General features: G+C 70.8%; 18 protein-coding genes. 14 read left to right on the forward strand and 4 right to left on the reverse strand.

Going from position 1 to position 21564, the window contains the following annotated elements; translation table 11 throughout:
* Positions 1-113 precede the first annotated feature (113 nt).
* The 10 genes from uvrC to IE136_RS02620 all read left to right on the forward strand — a co-directional run bounded on the left by uvrC (position 114) and on the right by IE136_RS02620 (position 12494).
* Entirely contained in the window at positions 114-2222 is a 2109-nt protein-coding gene (gene uvrC / locus IE136_RS02575; RefSeq protein WP_189599274.1) for an excinuclease ABC subunit UvrC, read from the forward strand.
* The gene (gene rapZ / locus IE136_RS02580) at positions 2219-3196 is read left to right on the forward strand and encodes an RNase adapter RapZ (RefSeq protein ID WP_189599275.1); all 978 of its coding nucleotides are present in this window, start codon (positions 2219-2221) and stop codon (positions 3194-3196) included. The genes uvrC and rapZ overlap by 4 nt, the downstream gene beginning before the upstream one ends.
* Positions 3193-4224, forward strand: coding sequence for a gluconeogenesis factor YvcK family protein (locus IE136_RS02585; RefSeq protein ID WP_189599276.1), 1032 nt, complete (start codon positions 3193-3195; stop codon positions 4222-4224). The genes rapZ and IE136_RS02585 overlap by 4 nt, the downstream gene beginning before the upstream one ends.
* On the forward strand, positions 4215-5204 hold the full coding sequence (whiA, locus tag IE136_RS02590) for a DNA-binding protein WhiA (protein ID WP_030205188.1): 990 nt from the start codon (positions 4215-4217) through the stop codon (positions 5202-5204). The genes IE136_RS02585 and whiA overlap by 10 nt, the downstream gene beginning before the upstream one ends.
* Positions 5205-5379: 175 nt before the next feature.
* Positions 5380-8343: a M14 family metallopeptidase gene (locus tag IE136_RS02595; protein WP_189599277.1), complete on the forward strand. Its 2964-nt coding sequence runs from the start codon at positions 5380-5382 to the stop codon at positions 8341-8343.
* A 222-nt stretch (positions 8344-8565) separates the two neighbouring features.
* Positions 8566-9576, forward strand: a complete 1011-nt coding sequence (gap, locus tag IE136_RS02600; RefSeq protein WP_158986205.1) for a type I glyceraldehyde-3-phosphate dehydrogenase — start codon at positions 8566-8568, stop codon at positions 9574-9576.
* 110 nt (positions 9577-9686) lie between these two features.
* Complete coding sequence (locus tag IE136_RS02605) at positions 9687-10898, forward strand: phosphoglycerate kinase (protein WP_189599278.1); 1212 nt, start codon at positions 9687-9689, stop codon at positions 10896-10898.
* Positions 10899-10904: 6 nt separating this feature from the next.
* Entirely contained in the window at positions 10905-11681 is a 777-nt protein-coding gene (gene tpiA / locus IE136_RS02610) for a triose-phosphate isomerase (RefSeq protein ID WP_189599279.1), read from the forward strand.
* A 153-nt stretch (positions 11682-11834) separates the two neighbouring features.
* Complete coding sequence (gene secG / locus IE136_RS02615) at positions 11835-12065, forward strand: preprotein translocase subunit SecG (protein WP_158994141.1); 231 nt, start codon at positions 11835-11837, stop codon at positions 12063-12065.
* A gap of 93 nt (positions 12066-12158) precedes the next feature.
* Entirely contained in the window at positions 12159-12494 is a 336-nt protein-coding gene (locus tag IE136_RS02620; protein WP_003957010.1) for an RNA polymerase-binding protein RbpA, read from the forward strand.
* 89 nt (positions 12495-12583) lie between these two features.
* Here IE136_RS02620 and IE136_RS02625 read toward each other — a convergent pair whose 3' ends face one another.
* On the reverse strand, positions 12584-13033 hold the full coding sequence (locus IE136_RS02625; RefSeq protein ID WP_158986199.1) for a hypothetical protein: 450 nt from the start codon (positions 13031-13033) through the stop codon (positions 12584-12586).
* Positions 13034-13180: 147 nt separating this feature from the next.
* Between IE136_RS02625 and pgi the strand changes: the two genes are divergently transcribed.
* From pgi to IE136_RS02645, 4 genes are all read left to right on the forward strand, one after another.
* Entirely contained in the window at positions 13181-14860 is a 1680-nt protein-coding gene (gene pgi, locus IE136_RS02630) for a glucose-6-phosphate isomerase (protein ID WP_189599280.1), read from the forward strand.
* A gap of 5 nt (positions 14861-14865) precedes the next feature.
* Complete coding sequence (locus tag IE136_RS02635) at positions 14866-15378, forward strand: PH domain-containing protein (protein ID WP_158986197.1); 513 nt, start codon at positions 14866-14868, stop codon at positions 15376-15378.
* Positions 15375-16925: a PH domain-containing protein gene (locus IE136_RS02640; protein WP_189599281.1), complete on the forward strand. Its 1551-nt coding sequence runs from the start codon at positions 15375-15377 to the stop codon at positions 16923-16925. Before IE136_RS02635 ends, IE136_RS02640 begins: the two co-directional genes overlap by 4 nt.
* A gap of 62 nt (positions 16926-16987) precedes the next feature.
* Complete coding sequence (locus IE136_RS02645; protein WP_229818599.1) at positions 16988-18121, forward strand: acyltransferase family protein; 1134 nt, start codon at positions 16988-16990, stop codon at positions 18119-18121.
* Between the two features lie 89 nt (positions 18122-18210).
* On the opposite strand, the gene pgl is transcribed toward IE136_RS02645, so the two are convergent.
* The 3 genes from pgl to zwf are packed head-to-tail and all read right to left on the reverse strand — an operon-like array spanning position 18211 to position 21562.
* Positions 18211-18993: a 6-phosphogluconolactonase gene (gene pgl / locus IE136_RS02650; protein ID WP_158986193.1), complete on the reverse strand. Its 783-nt coding sequence runs from the start codon at positions 18991-18993 to the stop codon at positions 18211-18213.
* Positions 18990-20033 carry a glucose-6-phosphate dehydrogenase assembly protein OpcA gene (opcA, locus tag IE136_RS02655; protein ID WP_189599282.1) on the reverse strand — a complete coding sequence of 348 codons (1044 nt, stop codon included), beginning with the start codon at positions 20031-20033 and terminating at the stop codon, positions 18990-18992. The genes pgl and opcA overlap by 4 nt, the downstream gene beginning before the upstream one ends.
* Positions 20030-21562, reverse strand: coding sequence for a glucose-6-phosphate dehydrogenase (zwf, locus tag IE136_RS02660; RefSeq protein WP_158986189.1), 1533 nt, complete (start codon positions 21560-21562; stop codon positions 20030-20032). Before zwf ends, opcA begins: the two co-directional genes overlap by 4 nt.
* Positions 21563-21564: the final 2 nt, after the last annotated feature.

The following is a 21564-nucleotide window of genomic DNA, read 5'->3' on the forward strand; positions in this document are numbered from 1 at the left end:
GGGCACGGTAGGGCACGGCGGGTGAGCCCCCGCCGGGCCCCGCACCCTCCGCCCCGCTTCGCCAACGAGTGCGGCATCCCTGACTGTCGGTTCCCGACAGTAGGGTGGGGAACATGGCCGACCCCTCCAGCTACCGCCCCAAGCCGGGACAGATCCCCGACTCGCCCGGGGTGTACAAATTCCGCGACGAGCACCGCCGGGTGATCTACGTCGGTAAGGCGAAGTCCCTGCGTCAGCGGCTGGCCAACTACTTCCAGCCGCTGACGAGCCTGCACCCGCGCACGGCCACGATGGTCACCACCGCCGCCTCCGTGGAGTGGACCGTCGTCTCGACCGAGGTCGAGGCGCTGCAGCTGGAGTACTCCTGGATCAAGGAGTTCGACCCCCGGTTCAACGTCAAGTACCGGGACGACAAGAGCTATCCGTACCTCGCCGTGACCATGAACGAGGAGTTCCCCCGTGTCCAGGTCATGCGCGGCCACAAGAAGAAGGGCGTGCGCTACTTCGGTCCGTACGCGCACGCGTGGGCCATCCGCGAGACGGTCGACCTGATGCTCCGTGTCTTCCCGGTCCGCACCTGCTCCGCCGGTGTGTTCCGGAACGCCGCCTCAGCGGGGCGCCCCTGTCTCCTCGGCTACATCGGCAAGTGCTCGGCGCCCTGTGTGGGCCGGGTCACCCCCGAGGAGCACCGGGAACTGGCCGAGGACTTCTCGGACTTCATGGCCGGCCGCACCGGCACGTACCTGCGCCGCCTGGAGAAGCAGATGATGGCGGCGGCCGAGGAGATGGAGTACGAGAGGGCGGCCCGGCTGCGCGACGACATAGAGGCGCTGCGGCGCGCGATGGAGAAGAACGCGGTCGTCCTCGCCGACGCCACCGACGCCGATCTGATCGCGCTCGCCGAGGACGAGCTGGAGGCCGCCGTCCAGATCTTCCACGTGCGCGGCGGACGCGTGCGCGGCCAGCGCGGCTGGGTCACCGACAAGGTCGAGGCCGTGTCCACGGCCGGGCTCGTCGAGCACGCGCTCCAGCAGCTGTACGGCGAGGAGAGCGGTGACGCGGTCCCCAAGGAGGTCCTCGTCCCGACCCTCCCCGAGGACCTGGACGCCGTCGCCCAGTGGCTCTCGGGCCGCCGCGGTTCCCAGGTCTCGCTGCGCGTCCCGCAGCGCGGCGACAAGAAGGACCTCATGGAGACGGTCGCGCGGAACGCGCAGCAGGCGCTGGTACTGCACAAGACCAAGCGCGCCAGTGACCTGACCACCCGCTCGCGGGCTCTGGAGGAGATCGCCGAGGCCCTGGACCTGGACTCCGCGCCGCTGCGGATCGAGTGCTTCGACATCTCGCACCTCCAGGGGGAGGACGTCGTGGCCTCCATGGTCGTCTTCGAGGACGGGCTGCCGCGCAAGAGCGAGTACCGCCGCTTCCAGATCAAGGGCTTCGAGGGCCAGGACGACGTCCGCTCCATGCACGAGGTGATCAGCCGCCGCTTCAAGCGCTACCTCGCCGAGAAGGAGAAGACGGGGGAGTGGGGCCAGGAGGGCGTCCTCGTCGGCCCCGAGGGCGACGCGGTCGACGCCGGCCCCGCCGGGACCGACGCGGTTCCCGGGACCGCCGTGACCCCCGTGGACGGCACCGGCGCCGGCATCGACAACGACACCGGCACCGGTCCCCTCGCGTCCGGCGAGGTGCCCGTGGACGACGGCCGGCCCAAGCGCTTCGCGTACCCGCCCCAGCTCGTCGTCGTCGACGGCGGGCAGCCGCAGGTCGCGGCCGCCCGGCGGGCGCTGGACGAGCTCGGCATCGATGACATCGCGGTCTGCGGCCTCGCCAAGCGCCTGGAGGAGGTCTGGCTGCCCGGCGACGACGACCCGGTGGTCCTGCCCCGCTCCAGCGAGGGCCTCTACCTCCTCCAGCGGGTACGTGACACGGCTCACGACTTCGCCATCCGCTACCAGCGCTCGAAGCGGAACAAGCGCGTCAGGAGCAGCCCCCTGGACGCGATCCCCGGCCTCGGTGACACCCGCAAACAGGCACTCATCAAGCATTTCGGCTCGGTGAAGCGGCTCAGGCGGGCGACAATCGAGCAGATCTGCGAGGTTCCCGGCATGGGCCGCAAGACGGCCGAGGCCGTGGCGGTGGCCCTCGCGCAGGCGGCTCCGGCCGCACCCGCCGTGAACACGGCAACAGGAGAGATCATGGAAGACGGGGGCAGCACAGCATGACCGCGCACGACCGGCACGACGAGCATGATCAGCACGACGAGTACCCCCGAGAAGACGGAGCAGGACACGTGAGTACGGGCACGAAGGAGGCCGGCGAGACCGCCGACGCGGCGGCCATCCCCGAGCTGGTGATCATCTCCGGCATGTCCGGCGCCGGCCGGTCCACCGCGGCGAAGTGCCTGGAGGACCTCGGCTGGTTCGTCGTCGACAACCTGCCGCCCGCGCTGATCCCCACCATGGTGGAGCTCGGCGCCCGCTCCCAGGGCAACGTGGCCCGGATCGCGGTCGTCGTGGACGTCCGCGGCCGGCAGTTCTTCGACGCCCTGCGCGAGTCCCTCGCCGCCCTCGACGCCCAGCAGGTCACCCGGCGGATCGTCTTCCTGGAGTCCTCCGACGAGGCCCTCGTCCGGCGCTTCGAGTCGGTCCGCAGGCCCCACCCGCTCCAGGGCGACGGCCGGATCACCGACGGCATCGCCGCCGAGCGCGACCTGCTGCGCGAGCTGCGCGGCGACGCCGACCTGGTGATCGACACCTCCAGCCTCAACGTCCACGAACTGCGCGCCAAGATGGACGCCCAGTTCGCCGGCGACGAGGAGCCGGAGCTGCGGGCCACGGTCATGTCGTTCGGGTTCAAGTACGGGCTGCCGGTCGACGCCGACCTCGTCGTCGACATGCGCTTCCTGCCCAACCCCCACTGGGTCCCCGAGCTGCGGCCCTTCACCGGTCTCAACGAAGAGGTCTCGGCGTACGTCTTCAACCAGCCCGGGGCCAAGGAGTTCCTCGACCGCTACACCGAGCTGCTCCAGCTGATCGCCGCCGGCTACCGCCGCGAGGGCAAGCGGTACGTGACCATCGCGGTCGGCTGCACGGGCGGCAAGCACCGCTCCGTCGCCACGTCCGAGAAGCTCGCCGCGCGCCTCGCCTCGGAAGGGGTCGAGACCGTCGTCGTCCACCGGGACATGGGGCGCGAGTGAAGCCGTACCGCCGGCGTACGTCCACCCTCTCGGTGCGTACGCTCCGCAGGCGCGGCGCCCAGCCCAAGGTCGTCGCGCTGGGCGGCGGCATGGGACTGTCGGCCTCCCTCGCCGCCCTGCGCCGGATCACCGGCGACCTCACCGCCGTCGTCACCGTCGCCGACGACGGCGGCTCCAGCGGCCGGCTCCGGGAGGAGCTGGGCGTGCTGCCCCCCGGCGACCTGCGCAAGGCGCTCGCCGCGCTCTGCGGGGACGACGACTGGGGCCAGACCTGGGCCCGGGTCATCCAGCACCGTTTCCAGTCCAAGGGCGAGCTGCACGAGCACGCGGTCGGAAATCTGCTGATCGTGGCCCTCTGGGAGCAGCTCGGCGATCACGTCCTGGCCCTGGACCTGGTCGGCAAGCTGCTCGGCGCGCACGGCCGGGTGCTGCCGATGTCCGCCGTGCCGCTGGAGCTCCAGGCCCTGGTCAAGGGGCACGATCCGGCGCGCCCGGAGGACGTGGACACCGTCCGCGGCCAGGCCACGGTGGCGCTCACCCCCGGTGAGGTGCAGTCCGTGCACCTCGTCCCGCACGACCCGCCCGCCGTGCCGGAGGCCGTGGCCGCGGTCAGGGACGCGGACTGGGTGGTCCTCGGTCCGGGCTCCTGGTTCTCCTCGGTCATCCCGCATCTGCTGGTGCCCGAGCTGCACGACGCGCTGGTGGAGACCAAGGCCCGCCGGGTCCTCTCCCTCAACCTCGCACCGCAACCCGGAGAAACCGAAGGGTTCTCACCGCAGCGTCATTTGGAGGTTTTGGGACGACACGCCCCTAAACTCGCCCTGGACGTGGTGCTTGCCGACGAGGCCGCCGTGCCCGACGTGTCAGCCAGGGAGCCCCTCGTCGACGCCGCCAAGCGGCTCGGTGCCGCGCTCGAGCTGGCACCGGTGGCTCGGGCCGACGGTGCTCCGAAGCACGATCCGGAGCTGTTGGCCGCCGCGTACGACCGTATTTTTCGGATGCATGGAAGGATCGGCCCATGGCGATGACGGCAGCGGTGAAGGACGAGATCTCCCGGCTTCCCGTCACCCGGACCTGCTGCAGGAAGGCGGAGGTCTCGTCGATCCTGCGGTTCGCCGGCGGCCTGCACCTGGTGAGCGGGCGGATCGTGATCGAGGCGGAGCTGGACACCGCGATGGCGGCGCGGCGGCTCAAGCGGGACATCCTGGAGATCTTCGGGCACAGCTCCGAGCTGATCGTGATGGCTCCCGGCGGTCTGCGGCGCGGCTCCCGCTTCGTCGTGCGGGTGGTGGCGGGCGGTGATCAGCTGGCCCGGCAGACCGGCCTGGTCGACGGCCGCGGCCGTCCGATCCGCGGGCTGCCCCCGCAGGTCGTCTCCGGCGCCACCTGCGACGCCGAGGCCGCCTGGCGCGGCGCCTTCCTGGCCCACGGCTCGCTGACCGAGCCCGGGCGCTCCTCCTCCCTGGAGGTGACCTGCCCCGGTCCGGAGGCCGCGCTCGCCCTGGTGGGCGCGGCGCGCCGGCTCTCCATCGCGGCGAAGGCCCGTGAGGTACGGGGCGTGGACCGGGTGGTCGTCCGCGACGGGGACGCGATCGGGGCCCTGCTGACGCGGCTGGGCGCGCATGAGTCGGTGCTGGCCTGGGAGGAGCGGCGGATGCGTCGCGAGGTCCGCGCCACGGCCAACCGCCTCGCCAACTTCGACGACGCCAACCTGCGCCGCTCTGCGCGTGCCGCCGTCGCCGCGGGCGCCCGGGTGCAGCGCGCCCTGGAGATCCTCGGCGAGGAGGTGCCGGAGCACCTCGCCGCCGCCGGCAGGCTGCGCATGGAGCACAAGCAGGCCTCCCTGGAGGAGCTGGGCGCGCTCGCCGACCCGCCGCTGACCAAGGACGCGGTCGCCGGCCGGATCCGCCGTCTGCTGGCCATGGCGGACAAGCGGGCCCAGGACCTGGGCATCCCGGGGACCGAGTCCAACCTGACGGAGGAGCTGGACGACAGCCTCGTCGGCTGAACCCCCCTCCACCCTTCGTTCCGCTCAACCGGCCGCTGCCGGTGCCCCCTTGAGGCACCGGCAGCGGCTTCGTCATCCCCCGGCCGACGCGCCGGAGACGCCCTTGACAGGGTCATGGCCTCCCGTGAGCCTGTCGTCTGTTCACTGTCGTGACAGACAACAGCAAGGGGGGTTCATGAGACGCAGAGCGAGATCGATCCTCGCCGTGGCTTCACTGCTGATCGCGGGACTGGCGGCCGCACCCGTCGCCGGAGCGGAACCGAACGGTACGGACGGGGGAGCCGGCGGCGACGCCCTCTCCGTATGGCGCGCCACGGTCAGCAAGGAGCAGGTGCCGCTGCTCCTCGAAGCCGGCACCGACGCCCACGAGTTGACCGAGCAGGTGCCCGACAGGGGCTCGGCCACCCTCGAGCTCTACCTCACCGACGAGCAGGCGGGCCGGCTGCGCGGCAAGGGAGTCGAACTCGCCGAGCACACCCTCTCCCCCCAGGCCGAGAAGCGCGTCACCGGCGCGGGGGACGGCGTCTTCCGCCCGTACGGCGGCCCGAACGGTCTCAAGCAGGAGATCCTGGCCACCGCACAGGCCCACCCCGGCCTCACCAAGGTCGTCTCCATCGGAAAGACGGTCAAGGGCCAGGACATCCTCGCCCTCAAGCTCAGCAAGGGCGCCAAGCAGGCGAAGGACGGCTCCAGGCCCGCCACGCTGTACCTCTCCAACCAGCACGCCCGCGAGTGGATCACCCCCGAGATGACCCGGCGGCTGATGCACCACTACCTCGACGGCTACGGCAGGGACGAGCAGGTCACCCGGATCGTCGACACGACCGAGCTGTGGTTCGTGCTCTCCGCCAACCCGGACGGCTACGACTTCACCCACGCCGACCCCGACCACCGCCAGTGGCGCAAGAACCTCCGCGACAACAACGGCGACGGGCGGATCGAGGCGGGTGACGGCGTCGACCTCAACCGCAACTTCTCCTACAAGTGGGGCTACGACGACGAGGGATCGTCGCCCGACCCGGCCGACGAGACCTACCGCGGCACCGGCCCCATGTCCGAGCCCGAGACCAGGGCCCTCGACGCGTTCCAGCGGCGCATCGGCTTCCAGTACGGCATCAACTACCACTCCGCCGCCCAGCTGCTGCTCTACGGCGTCGGCTGGCAGGTCGCCACCGAGACCCCCGACGACGTGGCCCTGAAGTCGCTCGCCGGCACCCCGCAGAAGTCCGCCGTGCCCGGCTACCGCCCGCAGGTCTCCTCCGAGCTCTACACCACCAACGGCGAGGCCGACGGACACGCCGCCAACGTCAACGGTATGCAGATGTTCACCCCGGAGATGTCGACCTGCGCCACCGCCTCCCGCGTCGATCCGAACGACGCGTGGGAGGCCGCCGACTGTGCCTCCGTCTTCACCTTCCCCGACGACGAGAAGCTGATCCAGGCGGAGTTCGCCAAGAACGTCCCGTTCGCGCTCGCCGTCGCCGAGAGCTCCGCCCACCCGGACCGGCCCGTCTCCGTCACCGGCCAGGAGGCCCCCGACTTCACCCCGGACGTCTTCACCACCTCCTACGCCCGCGGCGGCGACCAGGAGGTGTCCGTCACCGCCCGCAAGTCCCTGGGTTCCAAGGAACTCAAGTACCGGGTCAACGGCGGCCGTACGCATTCCGAGCGCCTTGAGGCCTGGGAGGGCGGCGAGACCTACGGCGGGGAGGACAACCTCTACTTCGACCGGTACCGGGCCGAGGTCGAGGACGCCGAACCGGGTGACACCGTCGAGGTCTGGTTCACCGCCCGCACGCGCGAGGGCAGAGCCACCTCCTCCACCCCGTTCACGTACACCGTGGCCGAGCGGCCCCGCGGGGACGTCCTCGTCCTCGCCGAGGAAGGCGGCACCGCCGCCGCCAAGCACACCGCGGCCTATGTGAAGGCGCTCGCCGACAACGGCCGCCGGGCCGCCGTCTGGGACGTCGCCACCCAGGGCGCCCCACACCCCCTCGGCGTCCTCAGCCACTTCCGTAGCGTCGTCTGGTACACCGGGGCCGAGCAGCCCTCCGGGCCGGTCATGCTCGCCGTCCGCGACTACCTCAACGAGGGCGGCAAGCTCGTCAACGCCGGAGAGAAGTCCGGCGGCCTCGTCGACATCGGCCGCGCGGACTCCGACGACTTCGCCCAGTACTTCCTCGGCGCCTACCACCGGGCCGGCCTGAAGAGTCCGCCGGGCTTCGCCGGCTCGGGCCGTTTCGGGGGTGCCTCGGCCGGCCTCGGGCACGTCGCCGACAACCCGCTGGACAACGCCGGCGCGTACACCGTCACCTCGGACACCCTGAAGCCGGACCGGTTCCCGCACTTCGGCGACAGCGCGTCCGCAGGCGACTACCCGGGCGTCCGGACCCCCTTCGAGCCCTACGAAGGCTCGTACTTCGCCGCCGTGCGTCACGCCGACAACACCTGGAGCCGCCTCACCCGCACCGTCGACCTCACCGGCGTCGACGCCTCAGCGGAGCCGAGCCTGAGCTTCCAGGTCAGCTACGACACCGAGCCCGGCTACGACAACCTCGTCGTCGAGGCGCACACCGTCGGCCAGGACGACTGGACCACGCTGCCCGACACCAACGGCGGAACCTCCACCGCCGCCCCGGCGGACTGCGGCGAGGGCTATTACGTCCGCGGTCACCCCTTCCTCGGCCGCTACCTGACGGTGGGCGAGGACGGCTGCGCCACCAACGGGACCACCGGCTCCTGGAACGCCTTCACGGGCCCGTCCAACGGCTGGCGGCACGCCTCGATGGACCTGAGCGCCTACGCGGGCAAGAAGGTCGAGCTGTCGATCGCGTATGTCTCCGACCCGGGCACGGGCGGGACGGGCGCCTTCGTCGACGACACCAGGCTCGTCCTGGGCGGCGCGGCGGCCGACGGCGAGGGCTTCGAGACCGCGCTCGGCGCCTGGTCCGTACCGGGTCCGCCGGCCGGCAGCCCCGGGAACGGCGCCGAGTGGGCCCGCTCCACCGGCCTCTTCCACTCCCAGGCCGCCGTCACCACCCGTGACACCGTCCTCCTCGGCTTCGGCCTGGAGCACGTCACGCGCTCGGCGGAGCGCGCGGCACTGATCAGAAAGGCGCTCGGCGCGTTGCACGGCTGAGCGGCCACCCGCCCTTTTGATCACAGTCAGTGATCGGGACGAAAGGCGCACCGTGGCTCGAACCCGTCGGTAGTCACGGGCCACGGTGCTTTCCCGGGGTTTACGGCTGCACAGGATGTCACTCTGAGGCGACGGGAGAGGTAGGGTCGTAAGCGGTCGGGGACATCCCTAAAAGAAACTCGCCGGCGTCGAAACCGGCGTACCTAACGAGGAGATCGGTTCGTGACGATCCGCGTAGGCATCAACGGCTTTGGCCGCATCGGTCGCAACTACTTCCGCGCGCTCCTTGAGCAGGGTGCCGACATCGAGATCGTGGCTGTCAACGACCTGGGTGACACCGCGACCACTGCTCACCTGCTGAAGTACGACACGATCCTGGGGCGCCTCAAGGCCGAGGTCACCCACACCGCCGACACCATCACCGTCGACGGCCACACCATCAAGGTGCTCTCCGAGCGCAACCCGGCCGACATCCCCTGGGGCGAGCTGGGCGTCGACATCGTCATCGAGTCGACCGGCATCTTCACCAAGAAGGCCGACGCCGAGAAGCACATCGCCGGTGGCGCCAAGAAGGTCCTCATCTCGGCTCCGGCCAAGGACGAGGACATCACCATCGTCATGGGCGTCAACCAGGACAAGTACGACGCGGCCAACCACCACGTCATCTCCAACGCCTCCTGCACCACCAACTGTGTGGCGCCGATGGCCAAGGTCCTCGACGAGAACTTCGGCATCGTCAAGGGTCTGATGACCACGGTCCACGCGTACACCAACGACCAGCGCATCCTGGACTTCCCGCACTCCGACCTGCGCCGCGCCCGCGCCGCCGCGGAGAACATCATTCCGACCACGACCGGCGCCGCCAAGGCGACCGCTCTGGTCCTTCCGCAGCTCAAGGGCAAGCTGGACGGCATCGCCATGCGCGTCCCGGTCCCGACCGGATCGGCCACCGACCTGGTCGTGACCCTGCAGCGCGAGGTCACCAAGGACGAGGTCAACGCCGCGTTCAAGAAGGCCGCCGACGACGGCGACCTCAAGGGCATCCTGTTCTACACCGAGGACCCGATCGTGTCCTCGGACATCGTCAGCGACCCGGCCTCCTGCACCTTCGACTCCTCCCTGACCATGGTCCAGGAGGGGAACTCGGTGAAGATCCTCGGCTGGTACGACAACGAGTGGGGCTACTCCAACCGACTCGTCGACCTCACCGTCTTCGTCGGCGGTCAGCTCTAGGCCTCAGGGCAGGCACCCCTTGATGTGAGCGCAGGGCTCGGACAGCGTAACGTCGCGCTGTACGAGCCCTGTCTCGTGTGCTCCACCGCGTTCCAAGGAGTCAGGACAAGATGAAGACGATCGACGAGCTTCTCGCCGAAGGCGTCGCCGGCAAGCGGGTATTCGTCCGCGCCGACCTCAATGTGCCGCTGGACGGCACCACCATCACCGACGACGGCCGCATCCGTGCCGTCCTCCCGACGGTCAAGGCGCTCGCCGAGGCCGGCGCCCGCGTCGTGGTCGCCTCCCACCTGGGCCGCCCCAAGGGCGCTCCGGACCCGGCGTTCTCGCTCGCCCCCGCCGCCGCGCGGCTGGGCGAACTGCTCGGCGCCGACGTGGCCTTCGCGACCGACACGGTCGGCGATTCCGCCACCGCGACCGTCGCGGGTCTCACCGACGGCCAGGTGGCCGTCCTGGAGAACCTGCGCTTCAACGCCGGCGAGACCTCCAAGGACGACGCCGAGCGCGGCGCTTTCGCGGACCGGCTCGCCGCCCTCGCCGACCTCTACGTCGGCGACGGCTTCGGCGCCGTGCACCGCAAGCACGCCTCGGTCTTCGACCTCCCGGCCCGGCTGCCGCACGCCGCCGGCTACCTCATCGCCACCGAGGTCGGCGTCCTGAAGAAGCTCACCTCCGACGTCAAGCGCCCGTACGTCGTCGTCCTCGGCGGCGCCAAGGTCTCCGACAAGCTCGCCGTGATCGACGAGCTGCTCGGCAAGGCCGACCGCCTCCTGATCGGCGGCGGCATGGCGTACACCTTCCTCTACGCCAAGGGCTACGAGGTCGGCATCTCCCTGCTCCAGAAGGACCAGGTGGACGTCGTCAAGGAGTACATGAAGCGCGCCGAGGAGAACGGCGTCGAGCTCGTCCTCCCCGTGGACGTGCTGGTCTCCTCCGACTTCCCCGACCTGAAGACCAAGGCCCCGGCCGACTTCGAGACCGTCGACGCGGACAAGATCCCGTCGACGAAGGAGGGCCTCGACATCGGCCCCCGCACGCGTGAGCTCTACGCGTCGAAGATCGCCGACGCCGAGACCGTGTTCTGGAACGGCCCCCTGGGCGTCTTCGAGCACCCCGACTACGCGGGCGGTACCACCGCCATCGCGCAGGCCCTCGTCGACAGTGACGCCTACACCGTCGTCGGCGGCGGCGACAGCGCCGCCGCGGTCCGGATTCTGGGCTTCGACGAGAACGCATTCGGCCACATTTCGACCGGCGGCGGCGCCAGCCTCGAGTACCTCGAGGGCAAGACGCTCCCCGGCCTCGCCGCTCTGGAGGACTGAGAAAAAGTGAGTTCGCGTACCCCGCTGATGGCGGGCAACTGGAAGATGAACCTCAACCACCTCGAGGCCATCGCGCACGTCCAGAAGCTCGCCTTCGCCCTCACCGACAAGGACTACGACGCTGTCGAGGTCGCGGTCCTGCCGCCCTTCACCGACCTGCGGTCCGTCCAGACCCTGATCGACGGTGACAAGCTCAAGATCAAGTACGGCGCCCAGGATCTCTCGGCGCACGAGTCCGGTGCGTACACCGGCGAGATCTCGGGCGCGATGCTGGCCAAGCTGAAGTGCTCCTACGTCGCCGTGGGCCACTCCGAGCGCCGGCAGTACCACGCCGAGACCGACGAGGTCTGCAACGCCAAGGTGAAGGCCGCGTACCAGCACGGCCTGACCCCGATCCTGTGCGTCGGCGAGGGCCTGGACGTCCGCAAGGCCGGCCGGCAGGTCGAGCACACCCTGAGCCAGCTCGACGGCGGCCTGAAGGACGTCCCGGCCAAGCAGGCCGAGTCCGTCGTGATCGCCTACGAGCCGGTGTGGGCCATCGGCACCGGTGAGGTCGCCACGCCCGAGGACGCGCAGGAGGTCTGCGGCGCGATCCGCGGCCGTCTCGCGGAGCTGTACTCGCAGGAGCTGGCCGACAAGGTCCGGATCCAGTACGGCGGCTCGGTGAAGGCCTCCAACGTGGCCGCGATCATGGCACAGCCCGACGTGGACGGCGCCCTGGTGGGCGGCGCGGCGCTGGACGCGGACGAGTTCGTCAAGATCGTCCGCTTCCGCGACCAGTGATCCGGCGTGATCGGCCGGTGCGGCGACCGGTGAGTATGCCGTAGCGACGATCCGTCGTACCCTTGCGGGGGCCGAGCAGGCGTGCAGCGCCTGTCGGCCCCCGTTGTTCGTCTCCATCCGGGAAATGCCAGGAAGTAGGGTCCAGCCGTGGTTATGGGGTTCTCGATCGCCCTGATCGTCTTCAGCGCGCTGCTGATGCTGCTCGTGCTGATGCACAAGGGGAAGGGCGGCGGTCTCTCCGACATGTTCGGCGGCGGTATGCAGTCGTCCGTCGGTGGCTCCTCGGTCGCCGAGCGCAACCTGGACCGGATCACCGTCGTGATCGGTGTGCTGTGGTTCGCGTGCATTGTCGTACTTGCTCTTCTGGTGAAGCTGGACGGCTGAGCGCGGCAGTTTGTAACTCCAATCACTGGACGCGCGTTGGGCCTTACGTAGACTGGGGCATCTTCGAGCACCATCACGCAGGGAGTTACGACCGTGGCAAGTGGCAACGCGATCCGGGGAAGCCGGGTCGGAGCGGGGCCGATGGGGGAGGCCGAGCGGGGCGAGTCGGCACCGCGCCTCCGCATCTCCTTCTGGTGCTCGAACGGGCACGAGACGCAGCCGAGCTTCGCCAGTGACGCGCAGGTCCCGGACACGTGGGACTGCCCGCGCTGCGGCTTCCCGGCGGGCCAGGACCGGGACAACCCGCCGGACCCGCCCCGCACCGAGCCGTACAAGACGCACCTCGCGTACGTGCGCGAGCGGCGCAGCGACGCGGACGGGGAGGCGATCCTCGCGGAGGCGCTCGCCAAGCTGCGCGGCGAGATCTGAGTGTGGTGTGAAGGTGTGACGAACGGGCCCTGCCCGCGAACCGAGTTCGCGGGCAGGGCCCGTTCGCGTGAATCCGCCGTGCGCGGTGCTCAGATCGAGGAGTCGTCGAACGGCGCGTGCATCACCTTCGAGGCCCCGCAGGACCAGATGGCTCCGGTGCTCGCCTTGATCTGGCAGACCTCGAAGTAGGCGTAGCTGATGTGACCGCCCGGGGCCGCGTACGTCGTCCAGGTGGCGGTGTTCTGGCCCGTCGGAACGGTCCGCATCCGCCACACGATCCGGCCGTTCTCGCCGTTCGTGATCAGGCGGATGCCGACTGCGTAGCCGTCGGTCCGCATGTCGGTCGCCCGGATCGTGATGGGGTCCAGCTTCGTCGGGCTTCGCCACCCGATGTCCACGCGGCCCTCGTACGACCAGTCCGTCGCCGTCACGGTGTCCGAGGTGGTCGGTGTGGCAGCGGCGGCGGGCGTGGCGGTCAGCGGGACGAGCAGGGCGGCCAGCGCCGCCGCGCAGGCGGCCACGGTGTGCTTGAAACGCAAGAAATCCCCCAAAGTAAAAGACCAGTTGGTCAGAAGTGATCACTTTAGCCCGGCCAGTCGCGCGGGCCGGAAAGCACGCTCGGTCGCAGCGATCAATTAGGTTGGAGGGGCAGCGGGGCAAGCAGGCAGGAAGAGAAGAAGTAGGCGATGTCCGAGATGAAGACCGAAGGCTCTATGAGGCTCAACCAGCTGCCCGAATGGGCCGCCCTCGGCAAGCACCACGAGCAGGTGGGCGGGACCACCCTGCGCGAGCTGTTCGCCGCCGATCCGGACCGCGGCACCGGGTACGCCCTGCGGGTCGGCGACCTCTATCTGGACTACTCCAAGCACCTGGTGACCGACGAGACGCTGGCGCTGCTGCGCGAGCTGGCCGCCGCGACCGGCGTGGCCGAGCTGCGTGACGCCATGTTCCGCGGCGAGCGGATCAACACCACCGAGGACCGGGCGGTGCTGCACACGGCGCTGCGCGCCCCGCGCGAGGCCGTGATCGAGGTCGACGGCGAGAACGTCGTGCCGGCCGTCCACGCCGTCCTCGACAGGATGAGCGCGTTCGCCGACAAGGTCCGCGCGGGAGAGTGGACCGGCCACACCGGCAAGCCGGTCAAGAACATCGTGAACATCGGCATCGGCGGCTCCGACCTCGGCCCCGCCATGGCCTTCGAGGCCCTGCGCTCCTACACCCGGCGTGACCTGACGTTCCGTTTCGTCTCCAACGTCGACGGAGCCGACCTCCACGAGGCCGTCCGCGACCTCGACCCGGCCGAGACGCTCTTCATCGTCGCCTCGAAGACCTTCACCACCATCGAGACGATCACCAACGCCACCTCCGCCCGCGACTGGCTCCTCACCGAACTGCGGGCCGGCCAGGAAGCCGTCGCCCGGCACTTCGTGGCCCTGTCGACCAATGCCGAGAAGGTCGAGGAGTTCGGCATCGACACGGCCAACATGTTCGAGTTCTGGGACTGGGTCGGCGGCCGCTACTCGTACGACTCGGCCATCGGGCTCTCCCTGATGATCGCCATCGGCCCGGACCGCTTCCGCGAGATGCTCGACGGCTTCCACCTCGTCGACGAGCACTTCCGCACCGCACCCGCCGAGGTGAACGCGCCGCTGCTGCTCGGTCTCCTCGGCGTCTGGTACGGCGCGTTCTTCGACGCCCAGTCGCACGCCGTGCTGCCGTACTCCCACTACCTGTCGAAGTTCACCGCGTACCTCCAGCAGCTCGACATGGAGTCCAACGGCAAGTCCGTCGACCGTGACGGCAGGCCGGTCGACTGGCAGACCGGACCGGTCGTCTGGGGCACACCCGGCACCAACGGGCAGCACGCCTACTACCAGTTGATCCACCAGGGCACCAAGTTCGTCCCGGCCGACTTCATCGGCTTCGCCGAGCCCGTCGCCGACCTGCTCCCCGGCCTCGCGGCCCAGCACGACCTGCTGATGGCCAACTTCTTCGCCCAGACCCAGGCGCTCGCCTTCGGCAAGACCCCCGACGAGGTACGGGCCGAGGGCGTGGCCGAGGAACTGGTCCCGCACAAGACCTTCCAGGGCAACCACCCCACGACCACCATCCTCGCCAAGGCGCTCACCCCCTCCGTCCTCGGCCAGCTCATCGCGCTGTACGAGCACAAGGTCTTCGTCCAGGGCGCGATCTGGAACATCGACTCCTTCGACCAGTGGGGCGTCGAGCTCGGCAAGGTCCTCGCCAAGAGGATCGAGCCGGTGCTGACCGAGGACCGGGACCAAGGCCGGGGCGAGGGCGGAGAGCAGCTGGACGGCTCGACCGCCGCCCTCGTCGCCGCCTACCGCTCGCTGCGCGGAAGGTAGAGACGATGACGGGGGAGAACGCGATACGGGACGAGGTCCGGCTGCGACCGCCGAGGAACGCCGTGGACGAGCGGGCCGTCACCTGGTGGCGGACCCAGCTGCTGCTGACGACGACCGTGCCCGTGGTGGTCCTCGGAGTGCTCGGCGCCCTTCTCCAGCCGGCCCGCTTCTGGCTGCTGCTCACCGCCGGAGCCGTGGCGGTCGCGGGTCTCGCCGCCACCGCGTTCTTCCCCGCCTGGTGGTTCCGGGTGCACCGCTGGGAGGTCACCGAGGACGCCGTCTACGTCCGCACCGGGGCCTTCTGGCAGGAGTGGCGGATCGCCCCGATGTCCCGGATCCAGACCGTGGACACCGTGCGCGGGCCGCTGGAGCAGTTCTTCCGGCTCTCCACGGTCACCGTGACCACCGCGTCCTCCAAGGGCGCGATCCGGATCGAGGGCCTGGACCACCAGCTCGCCGCGGATCTCGCCGAACGGCTGACCCGGATCACCCAGGACACCCCCGGGGACGCGACATGACGCCGGTCCCGGATCCGTCCGAGGAGTGGCGGCGCCTGGACCGCCGTACGGTCCTGGTCACCGCCGCCGTCCTCACGGGCGTCGCAGGCGGGGCCGGCCTGCCCACCGTCCTCGGCCTGGCCGGCGCCATGCCGCTGTGGCGGGCCGTGACCTGGGTGCTGGCCGGCGCCGCCCTCCTCGTCGGGGGCGGCGCGGCCGCCGACTACGTCCGCTGGCGACGTACCCGCTACCGCGTCGGAGCCGAACGCGCCGAGCTGCGCACCGGACTCCTGCTGGTCAAACGACGCTCACTGGCCCGCGAGCGCATCCGCAGCGTCGACCTGACGGCCCATCCGCTGCTGCGCGTCCTCGGGCTGGTCAAGGTCCGTATCGGCACGGGCGAGAACGCCGGCGGTGAATCCACCCTGGAACTCGACCCGGTCACCAAGGCCGAGGGCGAGCGGCTCCGCCGTGAACTCCTCGACCGCGTGCGCCCCGACGCCCCGGACAGCCCGCACGACGGCGCGCTCGCCGTCCTCGACCCGGGCTGGATCCGCTACGCCCCCGCCTCCTTCGTCGCCCCGCTCCTCGGAGGCGCGGCGGCCGGCGCCGTGATGCAGGTCAGCGAGTGGTTCGGGGCCCAGGGCGAAGTGATCGAGTGGATAGGCGACCGCTTCCAGGACACCTCCGTCCTCGGGATGATCGTCGTCCTCGTCCTGCTCGCGCTCCTCGCCGGCACCGTCGGCGCGCTCGGCCTCTGGGTCGAGATGTGGTGGAACTATCGCCTGGAGCGCGAGCCGGGCGGCACGCTGCGGGTCCGCCGCGGACTGTTCACCGCCCGCTCGATCTCCATCGAGGAGCGGCGGCTGCGCGGCGTCGAACTGGTCGAGCCGCTGGGCGTACGGATGTGCCGGGCGGCCCGCGTCGACGCCGTCGCCACCGGACTCGTCAAGGACGACGAGGACAAGCACGCCGACCACAAGACCCTGCTGCCGCCCGCGCCCCGCGACCTCGCCGACCGGGTCGCCGCCCAGGTCCTGCGGGAATCCGAGGCCCCCACCGGAGCCCCGCTCACCGCCCACCCCCGCGCCGCCCGCACCCGCCGCCTGCGCTGGGCGCTGGGGAGCGCGCTCGCCCCCGTCGCGGTCCTCGCCGTCCTGGGCGCCGCCCTCACCCCCGTGCTGCTGTACGCCGCCGCCGGCTGCGCCCTCGTCCTGGTCCCGCTCGCCGTGCTCCTCGCCCTCGACGCGTACCGCAACCTGGGTCACGGCATCACGGGCGACTACCTCGTGACCCGCTCCGGCACCGTCCGCAGGACCACCGTCGCCCTCCAGCGCGGTGGCGTCATCGGCTGGACCGTCAAGCAGTCCTCCTTCCAGCGCCGGGCCGGGGTGCTGACCCTGACCGCGACGACCGCGGCGGGGGAGGGCGCGTACGACATCCACGACGCCGGCGAGGGCGAGGGGCTGGCGTTCGCCGCGGAGGCGGTGCCGGACCTGCTCGCACCCTTTCTGAAACCGACGGGTGTGAGAGACGCCGGAGTGGAGACGCGTAAGACGCGCGGCTGAGCCAGGGTGATGATGACGGCGTGCGGCGGCGCGCTTCCTGCCATGTCGAACGGAGTCCTTCCTTGCGCACGCTGACACGCGAGGCCGCCCTGCCCGAGACCCTCGCCCTTGCCCCTACCCCCGCGGCGGAGAGACACGCCAGAGGCAGGCTGCCCTCGCTGACGGGCATGCGCTGGGCCGCCGCGTTCCTGGTCTTCGCCTTCCACACGTACAAGTTCGGCTACTACGGCCCCGAGGACGAGAAACTGGTGAGCTGGGCCGCACGGTCGGGCAGCGCCGGGGTCATGTTCTTCTTCGTCCTCTCCGGGTTCGTCCTGGCGTGGTCGGCCCGTCCGGGAGACCGGTACCTGTCCTTCATGCGCCGCCGGCTCGCCCGGGTCTACCCCCTCCACCTGGTCACGGCGGCTGCCGCCCTCGCACTCGCCTTCACCGCGCTCCCCTGGTTGCGGGAGGGCGAGCGGGACGGACTCAAGGCGGTCACGGCGAACCTGCTGCTGGTGAGCTCCTGGAAGTTCGAGTGGTGGCAGACGGGGAATCCGGTCAGCTGGTCCCTGGTCTGCGAGGTGTTCTTCTACGCCTGCTTCCCGCTGCTCCACTGGGCGCTGCGCCGCCCCGGGCCGCGGGGGCTGACCGGGGTGGCCGCCCTCTGCGTCCTCACGGTGATGGTCCAGCCGTACGTGTACAAGGCGCTGCACGTCGACGTGTTCCTCTACAGTTTCCCCCTCGCGCGGCTACCCGAGTTCGTCCTCGGGGTCGCCGTGGGCCGTATCGTCCAGCTCGGCAGGTGGCGCGGCCCCGGCCTCGAAGGAGCCATGGCCCTGACGCTGATCGGCTACTTCGCGGCCCCGCTCGTACGCTCGGGGCTCACCTGGACCCCTCTCATCGGGCTCACCTGCCTGATCGCGGCGGGCGCCGTGGCCGATGTGAACGGACAGCCGTCGATGTGGCGCCGGCCGAGCCTCGTGAAACTGGGCGAGTGGTCGTTCGCCTTCTACATGGTCCACCTGCTGGTGATGCACACGCTGACGCTCTGGGTGGGAGAGAAGCCGAGGCTCGACACCATCGGGGCCTTCGGGACGGCGGGATCGGCCTTCGTCGTCTCCCTCGCACTGTCGGCCCTCCTCTACCGGCTGGTGGAGGAGCCCGGCAGGCGACTCTTCCTGGGGAAGAAGCGCCTCTCGGGCCGGCCGGCCTGAGAACGGCGTGCCGGGCACGCACGCCCGGACGCCGGAGGCCCGGTCCACCGTGCGGTGAACCGGGCCTCCTTGAGCGTCCGTCAGCAGGCTCAGGCCGACGCCGGCGGGTACAGGCCGCGCGGCAGCTCCGAGGCGGCCGCCGCGTCGAGCAGCCACAGCGTGCGGGAGCGGCCGTAGGCGCCCGCCGCCGGGGCCTGGACCTCGCCCGCGCCCGACAGCGCGATCGCCGCCGCCTTCGCCTTGTCCTCGCCCGCCGCGAGCAGCCAGACCTCGCGGGCCGCCCGGATCGCCGGAAGCGTCAGCGATACGCGGGTGGGCGGCGGCTTGGGCGCGCCGCGCACGCCCACCACCGTCCGCTCGGTCTCGCGGACCGCCGGGAGCTCCGGGAAGAGCGAGGCCACATGGGTGTCGGGCCCGACACCCAGCATCAGCACGTCGAAGGCCGGCACCGGGCCATGGTCCTCCGGGCCCGCGGCGGCGGCCAGTTCGGCCGCGTAGGCCGCGGCGGCCGCCTCCACGTCGTTCCCGTACGGGCCGTCCGAGGCCGGCATCGCGTGCACCCGGGCCGGGTCCAGCGGGACGCTGTCGAGCAGCGCCTCACGGGCCTGGGTGACATTGCGCTCCGGGTCACCCTCGGGCAGGAACCGCTCGTCGCCCCACCACAGGTCGAGCCGCGACCAGTCCACCGCGTCCCGGGCCGGCGCCGAACCGAGCGCCGCCAGGAGCCCGTTGCCGTTGCGGCCGCCGGTCAGGACCACGGAGGCCGAGCCGCGCGCGGCCTGGGCGTCCACGATCCGCGTGATCAGCCGGGCCGCGGCCGCCTGGGCCATCAGCTCCTTGTCGCGGTGGACGACCAGCTGCGGAGCGCTCACTTGGCCGCCGCCTTCCTGGCCGCGGACTTCTTCGTGGACGAGGGAGCGGGGTCGGCCGCCGGAGCCGCCGCGACCGGGGCCTCCTCGACGGGATCGGGAGCGGTCACCGCCGACGCCTCGTCCAGCCGGTCGACGCCGTACCGCAGCGCCGAGGCGTACGTGTCGTCCGGGTCGAGCCGCCGCAGCTCCTCCGCGATCAGGTCGGACGTCTCGCGGCGCTTGAGCGCCACGGCACGGTCCGGCTGTCCCTGGATGGAGAGCGTCGCCAGCGAGCCGTCCGGCCGGTCGAGCACGATCGGCCCGCAGGTGGACTCCATCCGTACGGACGTGAGCCCCGGGCCGGCCGACGTGGAGCGCCGTACCGGCACCTTCAGCCGGTCCGCGAGCCACATGGCGAGCAGTTCGACGCTCGGGTTGAACTCCTCGCCCTCCACCTCCGCGGAGGTGACCTCGCACACGACCTGGTCGAGCGCGGCGGCCAGCATCGAACGCCAGGGGGTGATCCGGCTCCACGCCAGATCCGTGTCGCCCGGGGTGTACGTCTGCGCGCGGCCGTTCAGCTCGTGGATCGGCTGCTCGGCGGCGTAGGTGTCGGTCACCCGGCGCTGGGCGAGCGCGCCCAGCGGGTCGTTGGCCGGGTCGGCCGGGGAGTTGACCGGCCACCAGACGACGACGGGCGCGTCCGGGAGGAGCAGCGGAAGGACCACCGACTGGGCGTGGTCGACGACCTCGCCGTACAGCCGGAGCACAACCGTTTCGCCGGTGCTGGCGTCGGCGCCGAGGCGGACCTCGGCGTCGAGCCGTGCCTTCGCGCGGTCGCGCGGGGAGCGCGCGGCCCGCTTGATGACCACCAGGGTCCGCGAGGGGTGCTCGCGGGACGCGTCGTTGGCCGCCCTGAGCGCGTCGTAGGCGTTCTCCTCGTCGGTGACGATGACGAGGGTGAGCACCATGCCGACGGCCGGCGTGCCGATGGCCCGCCGCCCGAGCACCAGCGCCTTGTTGATCTTGCTGGACGTGGTGTCCGTCAGGTCGGTCTTCATGGCCTGCGCCAGCTCCGTCCGTCTCGTGCGAGCATTTCGTCCGCCTCGACCGGACCCCACGTACCCGCCTGGTACTGGGCGGGCTTGCCGTGTTTGTCCCAGTACTGCTCGATCGGGTCGAGGATCTTCCAGGACAGCTCGACCTCCTCGACCCGCGGGAAGAGGTTCGAGTCGCCGAGCAGCACATCGAGGATGAGCCGCTCGTACGCCTCGGGGCTGGACTCCGTGAAGGACTCGCCGTAGGCGAAGTCCATCGACACGTCCCGCACCTCCATGGAGGTGCCCGGCACCTTGGAGCCGAAGCGCATGGTGACGCCCTCGTCCGGCTGCACCCGGATGACCAGGGCGTTCTGGCCCAGCTCCTCCGTCGCCGTCTGGTCGAAGGGGGAGTGGGGCGCGCGCTGGAAGACGACCGCGATCTCGGTGACGCGGCGGCCGAGGCGCTTGCCGGTACGGAGATAGAAGGGGACGCCCGCCCAGCGGCGGTTGTCGATCTCCAGCTTGACGGCCGCGTAGGTGTCGGTCTTCGACTTGGGGTCGATTCCCTCCTCCTGCAGATAGCCGACGGCCTTCGCGCCGCCCTGCCACCCGGGCGCGTACTGGGCGCGCACGGTCGAGGCACCCAGGTCCTTCGGCAGCTTCACCGCGCCGAGCACCTTGGTCTTCTCGGCCGCGAGCGCGTCCGCGTCGAAGGAGGCGGGCTCCTCCATCGCGGTCAGCGCCAGCAGCTGGAGGAGGTGGTTCTGGATGACGTCACGGGCGGCGCCGATGCCGTCGTAGTAGCCGGCGCGGCCGCCGATGCCGATGTCCTCGGCCATGGTGATCTGGACGTGGTCGACGTAGGACCGGTTCCAGATCGGCTCGAAGAGGGTGTTGGCGAACCGGAGCGCCAGGATGTTCTGGACGGTCTCCTTGCCCAGGTAGTGGTCGATCCGGAAGACCTCGTTGGGCGGGAAGACCTCGTGGACGACCTCGTTGAGCTCCTTGGCGGAGGCGAGGTCGTGGCCGAAGGGCTTCTCGATGACCGCGCGGCGCCAGGAACCGTTCTTCTGGTCGGCCAGGCCGTGCTTCTTCAGCTGCTGGACGACCTTGGGGAAGAACTTCGGCGGCACGGAGAGGTAGAAGGCGAAGTTGCCGCCGGTGCCCTGCGCCTTGTCCAGCTCCTCGACGGTGGTCTTCAGCTGGTCGAAGGCGTCGTCGTCGTCGAAGTCGCCCTGGACGAAACGCATCCCCTGGATCAGCTGCTGCCACACCTCCTCGCGGAACGGCGTACGGGCGTGCTGCTTGACGGCCTCGTAGACCTCCTGCGCGAAGTCCTCGTCCTGCCACTCGCGGCGGGCGAAGCCGATGAGCGAGAAGCCCGGCGGCAGAAGGCCGCGATTGGCCAGGTCGTAGACGGCAGGCATCAGCTTCTTACGGGACAAATCGCCCGTGACGCCGAAGATCACCAGACCCGACGGCCCCGCGATGCGCGGGAGCCGTCGGTCTGCGGCGTCACGGAGCGGGTTGGCTCCGTGGACTGCGCTCAAGG

Source organism: Streptomyces lateritius, from assembly GCF_014649715.1.
In the GTDB taxonomy this organism is placed as follows: domain Bacteria; phylum Actinomycetota; class Actinomycetes; order Streptomycetales; family Streptomycetaceae; genus Streptomyces; species Streptomyces lateritius.